Consider the following 11,969-nt stretch of genomic DNA (forward strand, 5'->3'; position numbering starts at 1 on the left):
TCTCCCCAACCGCAGTGTGCGCGCGCCAGTCTTATTGCCGGGTAATTTCCGCGCGAATAGGCGCTGCTCGATGCTTGTTCGCCGTGAGCTAGTCGAGAGAACGCGATCGCTCTGGAATTTTCGTCGGCCCTGAAACGTTTCAGCTAGTCTCACTCATGAACAGCACAGCAGAAATCAACGTACCGCTTAGGTCCGACGACATCTCTGACCTCGTTAGCCGATTCCCCGGCGGCTATTGGAAATATGACATCAAGGACTTCGTCCTTCTGATGAATCCTTATTTTCCGCCGCAAGCGTTCCCTGACGAACTAAAGGAAGCTCTACCGCGGCTTATCACCTGCTATCCCTCTCCTAATGCGCAGATGGTTCAGCTTCTTGCGGATACGGTGAAGATTCCGGCGAATAATCTTGTCATTTGCAATGGCGTGGCTGAACTGATTCCCATCCTTCTTGGTCGACTGGGTATGAGGATTGCGGTCCCGGTCCCCACTTTCAATCCCTATGAAACCACCGCCTTGCCCGGGCGGTTGTCGCGCTTTATCCTGCCACCGCCAGATTTTGAACTCGATGTGCACTGCTATGCAGCATTTGCGCGTGCAAATGGTGTCGACGGCGCGGTCGTGATATCGCCGAATAATCCAACTTCGCGGATCGTTCCCTATGCGGATTTGCTATATCTCGCTTCCGCGCTTCGAGCTCAACAGCAACTCCTACTGATCGATGAGTCATTCATCGAATTTAGTGAAGTCGGACGAAGTGCGAGCTTGGAAAGTCACTTGCTCGAATTTCCCAAATGTGATCGTTCTCAAAAGCCTGGGAAAGATTTTACGGGACATGCGGTTTGCGGATCGGATATGCGGCATCGGCAAATGCACAGACGATGAACGAAATTAGAGCTGCCCTGCCCACGTGGAATGTCAATACGTTTGCGGAATTTTTTCTAAGCAAGCTTCCTCACCTGGCGCACGCGGCAAAGCAGAGTTGGACCAGGGTGGGCAGCAACAGGGACAAACTATACGCGGACCTGCGCAGCATCGACGGAATGAGTGTTCTGAAGCCCGATGCAAATTTCGTGTTCTGCGAACTCCCGCCCCATTGGCCGGATGGGGACGTGATCGCCTCCAAACTCTTAAACGATAGAGGGATATTAATCAGGCACAATGGCGGCAAGACGCTTCAGAATGGCAAACGATTCTTGCGCATCGCAAGCCGCACTGAAGAAGACAATAAGCTTTTGGTGGAAGCACTGAAAGACATCGCTGATTAGCGCAACGACCGCGGTACTGACCCTTCGAATTCGCCGGGACAGCTCCCCAAGCCTTTCTTTGACACCGCGCGGAAGGGACAGCCCACGGCTCCGCCGGGGCGGGCCAAGCAAACTCCATTACGCTGATCTTCTATTTGGTCGGTCGAGCGGAATCAAAGCAAATCAAGGCGCCGCGCATTAGCCGACGAGATCGTCAGTGAGCTGCAGGTCGATGGACCATACGCCGCCCACGACGTGCCTCCGTGCATCGGATTTACTTAACTCCGGTGAAATCTCTCTCGTTATCCGTCACAACGGTACAGTCGTTGTCTGCCGCAACGGCTGCGATGATCAAGTCGAGCCCGCTGGGCGGCTGTCCGGCGATTTTGTCCTCCACCATCGGGCGCGCCCAGATAAGCCCGGCCTTCTCGTCGAATAGCCGGATGCGGTCCGCGAACAAGGCCTAAGGTCCCTGCGGGGCCGGAGAGCCATGCATCGAGAGCGTCCTGCTTCTTCCCGCGAGGCTTTTCAAGGATGCCGCGCCGGATTTCCGCGACCGTCAGTGATGCGATGAATAGATCCTCATCTCGCGGTGCTGCCATCCAGGCCAACAGTGACTCTGACAGCTGCGGCTTGACGACGTTTCTGATGATGTTTGTGGCAAGAAGATATCGCGTCACAGATCGACCTTGCGCCCTTTTTCGCGCGGGCGCATCAGGTCGAGATCGGCGCCGACGAGTGGCGGGCGACGCAATGCGTTCAAGATGTCACCGGCTTGGATGGCGAGACGGCCTGTTGAACCGTGCGCCGGAGATTGCCAGCTTCCGGCCCTTCATCAGTCAGCTGGCGCGCAAGCGCTCTGATGAGGTCGCGATCGGTCTCGAGGGCTTGGAGTTCGAACCGCACAACGTATCTCTTGCATACACAGGTGCGCGTTCGTACTGTCGGCCGCCGCTACGACGCGCTGCGTCTTCCGCGCAGGGCAAAAATCCAGGTCAGGGCCGAGAAGCTGAGGCGTAGCGAGAGCGCTCAGCCAAAGGTACCATTCTCACCAGAGTAGGTAGTATCTTGATCCATAATTGCGTGTACGGTCGGTTAGCAGCTCGCCGTACAGACTGTGATGCAGCTAATCTGAGGGCACTCAGCAGGGCCCCGCTACACACGCCGCCGCCAAGTGATGACACTTCCCCGCAATGCCGATGCGGCTATTACGGCCCACGCGCGAGGCGCGCTTGCCAGCAATCTCTTTACCATCGGAGCTCCAAGATACATGGGACGTACCAGCTAATGTTGAATATTGAGGGCACACGCCGAATGTCGGCGACTTGGCACGAGAGGCAGCTAACTAGTTTAAGTTATTTCAGGTCGCCGCGATGCTCCAGTTGGCTACATGTTACTCCGGAGAGAGACTCTGGCACGTCCGATTACTCGTAGAATAACAGGGGCCGGAAGTCGGAGCACTGCGAAGGGTGTAGGTCGGCCCACTCAGCAAAAGAGTCAAAGAAATCGAGGAGGATATTGTGACCCGGGAAATTGCAGGTTCCACTACGGCGGCTGGATTTTCCGGTCCCGGGCGGCGGTCAAGCGAAAACTTTGTCCGAGCGCGAAAGGTCTTCCCAGACGGTACATCGCGCTTAACAATTGAGCGAAATCCCACTCCGCTCTACATCGAGTGTGGGATGGGCAGCTATCTGTTCGATGCTGATGGCCGCCGGTTTCTCGACCTCAATTGCAACTTTACGACGTTGATCCATGGGCATGCCTTCGGGCCCGTGGTGGAAGCACTAACCCATCAGATCCGGCGCGGCAGCTGCTTCGCAAATCCGACGGAGAGCGAGATCGAACTCGCTGAACTACTTTGCGGCCGCATTCCGCAGGTTGATCGTGTTCGCTTCGTCAATACGGGAACTGAGGCCGTGCTGTTTGCGATCAAAGCTGCGCGGGCCTTCACCGGACGTTCGAAGATCGCCAAGCTCGAGGGCGCCTACCATGGCGCCTATGACTGGGTCGAGGTCAGTCAAGCGGCGACACCGGACAATTGGGGGGACGCCATCGAGCCCAAGTCGACGGCCTTCTATCGGGGGATGCCTGCGAGCGTGCTCGACGAAGTGGTTGTGCTCCGTTTCAATGATGTCGAAGGGGTGCGCCGCTTGATATCATCGAATGCGCACGATCTGGCCGCCGTCATTCTGGATCCGATGCCGAGCCGCGGCGGCCTCGTTGCGCCGAAGCCTGAATTCATGGCTGCGGTGCAGGAATCTGCCCGCAAGAACGGCATTCTGGTGATTGCTGATGAGGTCCTCAATCTTAGGCAGAGTTTCGAGGGTGCTTCCGCACGTTACGGCCTTGTTCCGGACCTCATCACGATGGGCAAGATTATCGGTGGCGGTTTGCCGATTGGAGCAGTCGGCGGTCGCGAGGACGTAATGAAGGTCTTCGATGCCTCAGCGGGTCGGCCGCTGCTTCCGCAAGGCGGTACGTTCTCCGCTAATCCACTATCCATGACAGCGGGGCTGGCCGCAATGCGGCATCTGGATCAAGCGGCTTTTGCACATCTTGAGATCCTGGGAGATATTGTCCGGGATGGGATCCGTCGAGCTATCTCAGCCAGGGGCGCGCCGCTGTGTGTGACCGGAGCCGCCTCACTCTTCCGCATTCATCCGCGGGCAGAAATTCCGAATGACTATCGCGAGGTCTATCCCACGCCTGCCGGAGCAACTCTAATGAAGGAGCTCACGCGTTTCTTTGCAGAAAATGGCATTATCCTACCGCAGGCTGCCGCTTCGATCTCGACGCCTATGACGCAACCCGCCGCCGAGTTCATCGTTGATGTGTTCGCAGGTTTTATTGACAGCCATCATGACATGCTAGACGCGATAGAGGTACGCAAATGACCGCACTGTGTCGGCAGTGCTTTTCGGCATCATGCCGTTAAGATGATCTTCGGTTAGAGTCTACCGTCAACCGTGATCCGGCTAGCTGAAGCGATGGCATGCGACTTGGCTACGACAGAAAGACATCGGCGCTGCGATGTCGGTGGTTGTGCGCGTCTCCGCGTGCATGCGAGCTAGCAAGCGTCTCATGGATGCTCGAGCTGCGGCGTCAGGCGATCTGTTACGCCCCGCCATGTGGAGCTGCTCTGATCGCGGTCGCGCACGAACGCGATTGAGCAAAGACCCCCTCTGGTCGGCGGGTGGGCTCCCATATTTACGGCTTCGGTCCCCGCGAACGAACCGCCGGGATCCCGCTGTTCGACGAATAGGGTCGATGCGCCTCCTGCTTGGGCTCGCCTCGAATCCATATTTCCGAAAGTGGGCGTGAAGCGACGGGCGGCCCCATTTCGCCGCGCGGCAGCGTCGACGGTGAGTGGCCACAGTTCAGGTAGACGTCACCGACGGTCTGGCCCGCCGACGAGCATCATTTCTTGTTCGGCACCAGGTTGAGACTGACGGTGCCGCAGCTGCAGCGGAGCACTTCCTTGTCTCCCTTGATAGGCGAGACGCAGAGGAACTCACCGCAATTCGCACACTGCATCAGTCGAAGCAATTCCTGAAACGAACTCACGACCGCAGCGAATTCCTTCGGTTGCAGGTCGGCCCAGGAGTTGTAGTGAACCGCCTTGTTGATCATCCACTCTTCGGACTTTGTCGCCGCCACCCGCTTTTTGGATTCCATCTGGAGCGTTTCGGCATCCTGAATATTCTTGCCCCACGAGGACGCGGAGTCGCGCGCCTCTTTGAGGGGGGCCTTCCACGCGGCCAACACGCCGGGCCAGAGATCGCCCAGGTCATATTGTCCGTTTCCATGATATTCGATGCGAGCGCGCCGATTATCCGCAAGGATCGTCGAGGTGAACTCCAGATAGCGTCGTAAAGTCGCTGCCGCCAAGGAGACATTGTCATTGGCGAGGTGTTTCTGAATCTGCGTCCAGACGTCGCCTTCGTTCCAGACCTGCGGGCCGCTGTCGACCGTCCAGCCGCCAAAGCTAAGAGTGCTCTGAACCAGCTTTTCGCTCTGCATGAACTTGAGCCACACGCCGTCGTGAGTGGTTAGGACAAACTGCGTGCTTGGGAATTTCTGCTTCAGGAGCGCGCAAACCTCGCGACGATGGCCGGCGTCGACCGACATCAGCACATCGTCGAGGACAGCAAGCGTAAAACCGTCGCCGAGCGTGTGCTTCACCAGCGCAAGATAGAGGCAAAGCCCCATGCCATCCTGATGGCCCTCGCTGTGGTAGGCCCCGGGAGGAAACCTGCCTCGTCCGTAAAAGTCGACATCGAAGGCCAGCTTGCCCAATGATGCAGAGAGCTTGCCCTCGAATTTGGCCTCATCATCCCGGTTGATGAAACTGTAGTATTCGGTGAAGTCCTTTGGCACCCTGTCGTAGATGCCCTCCAAGATTGCGGTGCTGACGGTTCCGTAATGGCTGAACACTGCAGAGGCTGTTTCGGCCTGCTGGGCCGCGATATTCAGGACCTGCTGTGCCCCACGGCATTGATCGTATTTCTCCTGGGCGACGATCAAGAATTCCTTGGCTTCTTCCTCCTTTGAAGGGTCGGCCAGCCTGTCGATATAGGCCGCCAGACCATCGTTGGCCTGAAGCAACTCGACCGCGGGCGGTGCCCCCAGTCGACCGAGCACTTGCAGCGCCTCCGCGATGGCGGTTGGGTCGCCGACGACCTTGTCCAGAGTGCCGCGGTCAAGGTTGGCTGCCTTTGCGTAGGATCGCAGTGACGCAGCATCTATAGGAGGATTGGCCTTCTCGCACCATTCGGCCACTTTGTCCGCTTCAAGCGACACAGCCTGCAGGTGGGCCGCGAGAGGGTCGATCGCCAAGGCCAGTTGCTTCAATACGGCCGAGGCTGCATCTGCCTTTGCGATCTTCTCTTGAAGATGCGCTGCCAGCAGGGCCATCTCCCAGGGACCGTCGCACAGCGGACAAGCGTCTCCTTCGACCAGTTCAAGTCCCCGCTCAACCAACGCGCGCTGCTTGACAATCCTTAACAGAGCAGGATCGTCCGTGAGCTGGGTGAGAGCGGCCACTGCTTCAGTCTTTGCGCCAGCTATGGTTGTTCCTTGCGACACAGCGAGCCTCTTCAGGAAGCTCGCAAGGTCATTGTTGGCGCCGAGCTTGGAGAGGCGCACCATCGAAACGTTCCCGCGACCATCGACGTAGCAGCGATGTCAGCTTTCATCCTGATTTCCGCGCTGCGGAGCGAGACCCGTATGGGTTCACCGGAAAGCATGCCGGCTCATGGTCCGTCTGAATCTGCCCCCAAGCTTGCTGAAATCCAGGTCGTACCGTTTGGTCGCCGTCGAGCGGACAGCCGCGCGCACGGACAGCACGGTCGACAGCACTTCAGGCGCCCAGAAAATGGCTTGTTGGTCGAACGTTTTTTGCGGATCAGCTGCGAAAAGACAGCTCCCACTGCTGTCGGAAGTGGTCCGCCATCGCGCTGGATCGTTCGCTGGCGGCCAGGGCCTTATAGTCCCTTTGGTACCCGCAATTGCGGCGCAGCCACTCCCAAGCTATGTCCGCAGCTTCTGCTTTCTTGGCGTCAGGATAGGCTTCCGCTGATTTCCAGTCTGCACCCGGCATCGACTACTTTCCCCGCATGTTTTTAACGCACGCAAGGAATTGCAGCCCGAGAAATGGCTATTTCTGGTTGTGCCGATGCAAATATTCGCTGTTAATGCAGTTACGCGATGGGACGATCTAATTTTGCGATCGGACATCAACAAGTGACGTCCGTTCCAAATGCATTCATTCCTCACTCTTCGGCCAACCGCGCTGCAGGAGATGCCGAAATCCGTGATCCGCCGCCCACTTGGCGCGAGCCAGATGGCTTTCAAAAGTACGGCGGGCGCGATCCGGATCAAGGGTGGGATCAATACCAAGCACAATGCGCGCAACTTCGCGCCAATCAGCGTTATCGGCTTCGGCATCCAGGAGACGCATATAGATGACAGCATGTTGCTCGTCATACGACGTGAGCTGGGGCGCGTTAGGCGCGGTATCTGCGATCTTGGGATCGGGTGGCACTGCCTGAAAGTCCTATCAGATTGAGAAGCATCGATTTAAGCGAGAGTAGCCGTATTCAGAGCCTTGTCGTAGAGAACCGATTGTCGCGGTCTGCAGGAACATTCCTTGCCAAAGCCAATTAGTGGCTGGCAGCGCCTGTTCCCGCCTTCCCTTCGATTTCGCTCGCTCAGACCGACACCAGAATGCATTTGATCGCAGTCCGTTAGGCGCAGAGCGCGATCAGCAGAACTGCCGTCCTGTGTGCGGCGCCGTCGGCCCGAATCAAGAGGTCGACATCGGATGTTTCTCGTCATAACTCGTCAGCATTGGCTCGCCCGTCGCGACATAGCGACGTCTGGATCCAGTACCAGCTCTTTTACTTAGCTTACGCGCGGACTCTGCTCATTTGTTTTTTAGGCGAACCTACCGCAATAGGATGGTTATAGCCAGTGGTTTGATGGCCGTCAGAATGGCTGCTTTAGCGCATGAAAGCTCGTGCGCTTGTCGCCTGGAACGTGCGCCGGATCCGCGTAGATCGCGGTATTTCGCAAGAGGGGTTGGCGTACGATGCACAGGTTGACCGCTCCTATTTGGGCGGTATCGAGCAGCAATCGGAGAACCCGACAATCGATATTCTCGAGCGCATCGCAGAAACGCTTGATGTTCATTTGTCTGAATTCTTTCTCCAACCACCCAAAGGTGCGGCGCCGCCAAAGACCTTGCGTAAGGGTCGCAAGCCGGCGCGTTCACGTCGAAAAACGAAATAGTACGCCTCGATGACGCGGCTTATGCTTGCTGCCAAAGCGGCAAACATCAATGTCGCAAATGGCGGAAGGGCGCGTTTTCTCGTTTCCAGCGAAGGCGAGAACGATCTTTCTTACTAGAATTGGTAGCGGGAGTCGCTTCGTTCTTGCTGTAGACTTCGCCATCGAGATCGATGACCGGTTCGCGGCTAAGGCGCCGTAATTGGTGACCGCGATCAGTAACGATCGTGCCATATGACTACAATCCTGAGGGCTCTCAAAGGAACGAATCCCGCCATTCATTAATCGCGATCTAAGAACGGAGCTGCAGATGCCAAGTCCGATAGGTACTCCATTTATCCCAGCAGCGCTCACAGAATTTTCCGACGGTGCGTCGCGGAACCGGTGCGGCCGCGCCTGGAGGCGCCAAGCGAGCTTGGCTCACAATCCCAATGGCAATGACGTCGTTTACGCTTGGCTGCGCTGCGGCGGCGAACCTCCGGCGTAGTCCTCCTTGCGCACTTCATGAGCCCAAGGAACACGTGCAGCAGCTTTAATCAGAAACCGCACCATAGCGCCGTTCTGCCTGAAGCTAGCGGAGAACTCATGGGCGGGCACACTAAGCGGGCCGTTCCAGCTCGTCTATCCCAGCCGAAAACAGGGATGGTCTCGGCGCACCCAAACACGTAGGCGATTGGTCCGCTCGTGCTCTGCGGCGAACCGATTTCATAAAACGGCGCGGTGATTTCCAAACAATGAGGCTGCAACTCCTGAACATATAGTCATGAAGCTTGTCGAATATCCTTCCGGACGCTCCACCAGCTCGACCGTCTTTGTTGGCAAGAATCGTTTTGGCAATTGGGTCGTCCGCGAACAGAATGGTATCTTTGGTGGCCTGTTCGCGAGCCGCGCGCAAGCGCTCAAATACGCACTGTGCGAGAATGGCCAACATCCAGAAGCTATCCTCGAGGTATCTCGCGAGATCGAACTTGTTTTTCCTCAGCACGAGGCGCGGTCCTAATAAATCGGCGCAATGACGAACGTCGAGCCAAAACAGACCGCCACGCTCTTAAGTAAGCATGCAATGTGGCTGTGGAGTTATCACGAGCAGCGAAAACGTGGACGTGGGTCTTGCGCCAAGAGGACGGGAACCAAGTCGGATCTTCCGTCAACGCTGTCGCCACGCAGGTTCACCCATGGCCATATCCAGGACGGAATTCTGAACACCTTTGTGCGAAGCCGCTAGGTCGGGGTCTTCGACCTTAACTGACAGCTGTCGATGTCGGCCCATTGATTGCATCCGAACAAATCATGATGCCGAAAGGCACTGCTGACACAGTGCGTTCATTTGCGTAATGTTACCGGCCGAAAATGTCTTGATGGCTATCGAGAAAGCCGACGAACACCTCGACGATGAACTCAGCGTCGGCGCGCGTCATCGGTGTCGAGATCGATGCGGCAGCACCATACGGCAGGATGATGCCGTTCTCCGCAAAGAAGCGTCCAAGCTCCTTCATTCGGCCTGCTCCGCCAGGCGTAAGATAGGCCTCGCGGTAGTCATTCGGGGCTTGCGCCTTCGGATGTATGCGAAACAGTGAGGCGGCTCCCGTCACACACAGCGGCGCGCCCCTGGCTGAGATAGCTCGACAAATCCCGTCCCGGACAATATCTCCAAGGATCTCAAGATGTGCAAAAGCCGCTTGATCCAGATGCCGCATTGCGGCCAGCCCCGCTATCATGGATAGTGGATTGGCCGAGAACGTACCACCTTGCGAAACCAGCGGCCGACCCGCTGAGGCATCGAATACCTTCATTACGTCCTCGCGACCGCCGATTGCTCCAATCGGCAAACCGCCCCGATGATCTTGCCCATCGTGATGAGGTCCGGAACAAGGCCGTAACGTGCTGAAGCACCCTGGAAACTCTGCCTAAGGTTGAGGACCTCATCAGCAATCACCAGAATGCCGTTTTTGCGGGCAGATTCCTGCACCGCGGCGATGAATTCCGGCTTTGGCGCAACGAGGCCACCGCGGCTCGGCATCGGATCCAGAATGATGGCAGCAAGTTCGTGCGTATTCGATGATATCAAGCGGCGCACCCCTTCAACATCATTGAAACGGAACACGACTACTTCGTCGAGCACGCTCGCAGGCATCCCGCGATAGAAGGCCGTGGACTTGGGCTCGATGGCCTCCCCCCAATTGTCGGGTGTCGCTGCTTGGCTGACCTCGACCCAGTCATAGGCGCCATGGTAGGCGCCCTCGAGCTTGGCGATCTTCGAACGTCCGGTGAAGGCCCGCGCAGCTTTGATCGCAAACAGCACCGCCTCAGTTCCCGTATTGACGAAGCGAACACGATCAACCTGCGGAATGCGGCCGCAAAGTAGTTCGGCGAGTTCGATCTCCCTCTCCGTCGGGTTCGCGAAGCAAGTGCCGCGCTGGAGCTGATGCGTTAGCGCTTCCACCACGGGCCCGAAGGCATGCCCATGGATCAACGTCGTAAAGTTGCAATTAAGGTCGAGAAACCGGCGGCCATCAGCATCGAACAGATAGCTGCCCATCCCACGCTCAATGTAGAGCGGAATTGGATTTCGTTCAATCGTTACTCGCGAGGTGCCGTCTGGGAAGACCTTGTGGGCCCGTACAAAGTTCTCGTTGGACCGCCCAGCGCTCGGAACTCCAGGCGAAATATTCGAACCTGTAATCTCCCGGTTCACAATGTCGTCCTAGATTTCTTTGCCAATGTTGCTGGGTGGGCCAACCAACAGCCGTCGTACCCGCCATAACTTTCGGCCTTGCTGTTCGGCTTCCGGGAGTGTCGGAGGGTCTCTGGAGTGACATCGAGCGAATTTGAGTAGCCCGGCGACCCGATAATCGCCAGACTATCTCCCTTTCTCCGCATTAATCTCTACGGAACTGCGGAGAGTGTCATCACTTGAATATACGGCAGACTCTAAAGGTGAACCGCCCCGGGTTTGCCGGAGGCCATTTGGTTTTAGTTATGCCGCCATGGCCGGCTGTTCCAGCATGGCGTAGTAGCGTTGCTCGGCTTCGGCCGGCGGAATGTTGCCGATGGGCTCCAGCAGCCGCCGGTTGTTGAATCAATCCACCCATTCCAGGGTCGCGAACTCGACGGCCTCGAAGCTACGCCATGGCCCGCGCCGATGGATCACTTCGGCTTTGTAGAGACCGTTGATGGTTTCGGCGAGAGCGTTGTCATAGGAATCTCCGACACTGCCGACGGACGGCCATACACCAGCTTCAGCCAGGCGCTCGGTGTACTTGATGGATACGTATTGGGCGGATTCAACCGGTCGTCGCAACACCCTGAAGTTGGAGGTTGCGATGAAAGTTGTAAGTCGACGTTCGGCGCGGTCAGGGCGAGCGCCATTGCCATCGCCAGGCCGGCCGTCTGTGGCCGGACGCGATGAACAGAATAGATTCTGGAAGGCGATTGCCACAGGGCAGAGCAGCGAAGATGCTGCGCTTAAGGCCGGATTATCGCAACCTGTCGGAAGCAGATTGTTCCGAAAGGCAGGCGGCATGCCACCAGCGATGTTCAGATCTTCGGCCAAGCCTCTCTCCGGGCGCTACCTTTCATTGGCTGAACGCGAGGAGATCGCTCTTCTAAAGGTGCAGGGCCATTCCATACGGGAGATCGGGCGCCGCTTGGGACGGGCTGCTTCGACGGTCTCCCGTGAACTGCGGCGGAACGCCGCCACCCGCGGCGGCGGGTTGGAATATCGGGCAACAACTGCCCAATGGCATGCAGACCGATCTGCCCGCCGGCCCAAGTCGACCAAGCTTGCGCTCAACGCAACCTTGCGCACTTATGTGGCGGAGAGACTTGCCGGCGGCGTCGTAGCCCCGAGCGGAGCTTATATTCCGGGCCCCGCCGTCCGGTGGAACGGCCGCCGGCATGGCCGGCGAAAGGATCGACGATGGGCCAAGGCATGGAG

The 11,969-nt window shown here is 57.5% G+C and carries 9 protein-coding genes and 4 pseudogenes; 6 read left to right on the plus strand and 7 right to left on the minus strand.

Features of this window, described 5'->3' with window-relative positions:
• Positions 1-155: 155 nt before the first annotated feature.
• Positions 156-884, plus strand: a complete 729-nt coding sequence (locus GA0061098_RS47130; protein WP_283808038.1) for an aminotransferase class I/II-fold pyridoxal phosphate-dependent enzyme — start codon at positions 156-158, stop codon at positions 882-884.
• The gene (locus tag GA0061098_RS47135) at positions 842-1,267 is read left to right on the plus strand and encodes a hypothetical protein (protein WP_347337563.1); all 426 of its coding nucleotides are present in this window, start codon (positions 842-844) and stop codon (positions 1,265-1,267) included. The genes GA0061098_RS47130 and GA0061098_RS47135 overlap by 43 nt, the downstream gene beginning before the upstream one ends.
• 253 nt (positions 1,268-1,520) lie before the next feature.
• On the opposite strand, the pseudogene GA0061098_RS40500 reads toward GA0061098_RS47135, so the two are convergent.
• Positions 1,521-1,926 (minus strand): annotated as a pseudogene (locus tag GA0061098_RS40500) (PIN domain-containing protein).
• A pseudogene (locus GA0061098_RS46665) lies at positions 1,923-2,179 on the minus strand (hypothetical protein); the annotation flags it as partial. The pseudogenes GA0061098_RS40500 and GA0061098_RS46665, both read right to left, overlap by 4 nt.
• A 587-nt stretch (positions 2,180-2,766) precedes the next feature.
• Here GA0061098_RS46665 and GA0061098_RS40510 point away from each other — a divergent pair.
• Entirely contained in the window at positions 2,767-4,140 is a 1,374-nt protein-coding gene (locus GA0061098_RS40510) for an aspartate aminotransferase family protein (protein ID WP_283808040.1), read from the plus strand.
• Between the two features lie 523 nt (positions 4,141-4,663).
• On the opposite strand, the gene GA0061098_RS40515 is transcribed toward GA0061098_RS40510, so the two are convergent.
• The 3 genes from GA0061098_RS40515 to GA0061098_RS40525 form a co-directional block, all read right to left on the minus strand.
• Entirely contained in the window at positions 4,664-6,394 is a 1,731-nt protein-coding gene (locus tag GA0061098_RS40515) for a hypothetical protein (protein WP_091967244.1), read from the minus strand.
• 256 nt (positions 6,395-6,650) lie between these two features.
• Entirely contained in the window at positions 6,651-6,845 is a 195-nt protein-coding gene (locus GA0061098_RS47595) for a transcriptional regulator domain-containing protein (protein ID WP_091967245.1), read from the minus strand.
• A 165-nt stretch (positions 6,846-7,010) separates the two neighbouring features.
• Positions 7,011-7,289, minus strand: coding sequence for a DNA -binding domain-containing protein (locus GA0061098_RS40525; RefSeq protein ID WP_091967246.1), 279 nt, complete (start codon positions 7,287-7,289; stop codon positions 7,011-7,013).
• 464 nt (positions 7,290-7,753) lie between these two features.
• Between GA0061098_RS40525 and GA0061098_RS40530 the strand changes: the two genes are divergently transcribed.
• Both GA0061098_RS40530 and GA0061098_RS40535 read left to right on the plus strand, forming a co-directional pair.
• Positions 7,754-8,035 (plus strand): helix-turn-helix domain-containing protein, encoded by a 282-nt coding sequence (locus tag GA0061098_RS40530; protein ID WP_091967247.1) that lies wholly within the window; start codon positions 7,754-7,756, stop codon positions 8,033-8,035.
• Between the two features lie 760 nt (positions 8,036-8,795).
• Positions 8,796-9,032, plus strand: a complete 237-nt coding sequence (locus tag GA0061098_RS40535) for a hypothetical protein (RefSeq protein ID WP_091967248.1) — start codon at positions 8,796-8,798, stop codon at positions 9,030-9,032.
• A 337-nt stretch (positions 9,033-9,369) separates the two neighbouring features.
• Here GA0061098_RS40535 and GA0061098_RS40540 read toward each other — a convergent pair.
• Both GA0061098_RS40540 and GA0061098_RS40545 read right to left on the minus strand, forming a co-directional pair.
• Positions 9,370-10,571, minus strand: a pseudogene (locus GA0061098_RS40540) (aspartate aminotransferase family protein).
• A gap of 438 nt (positions 10,572-11,009) precedes the next feature.
• A pseudogene (locus GA0061098_RS40545) lies at positions 11,010-11,312 on the minus strand (integrase core domain-containing protein); the annotation flags it as partial.
• 43 nt (positions 11,313-11,355) lie between these two features.
• On the opposite strand from GA0061098_RS40545, the gene GA0061098_RS40550 reads away from it, so the two are divergent.
• Positions 11,356-11,969 (plus strand): helix-turn-helix domain-containing protein (locus GA0061098_RS40550; RefSeq protein ID WP_208610737.1); only part of this gene is annotated, 614 nt, incomplete at its 3' end.

The organism is Bradyrhizobium shewense (genome assembly GCF_900094605.1).
In the GTDB taxonomy this organism is placed as follows: Bacteria; Pseudomonadota; Alphaproteobacteria; order Rhizobiales; family Xanthobacteraceae; genus Bradyrhizobium; species Bradyrhizobium shewense.

Excerpts from the sequence above, each read along its gene's own strand:
- GA0061098_RS40535 (WP_091967248.1), top strand. The coding sequence starts at position 8,796 with ATGAAGCTTGTCGAATATCCTTCCGGACGCTCCACCAGCTCGACCGTC.
- GA0061098_RS47130 (WP_283808038.1), top strand. The coding sequence starts at position 156 with ATGAACAGCACAGCAGAAATCAACGTACCGCTTAGGTCCGACGACATC.
- GA0061098_RS40515 (WP_091967244.1), bottom strand. The coding sequence starts at position 6,394 with ATGGTGCGCCTCTCCAAGCTCGGCGCCAACAATGACCTTGCGAGCTTC.
- GA0061098_RS47595 (WP_091967245.1), bottom strand. The coding sequence starts at position 6,845 with ATGCCGGGTGCAGACTGGAAATCAGCGGAAGCCTATCCTGACGCCAAG.
- GA0061098_RS40530 (WP_091967247.1), top strand. The coding sequence starts at position 7,754 with ATGAAAGCTCGTGCGCTTGTCGCCTGGAACGTGCGCCGGATCCGCGTA.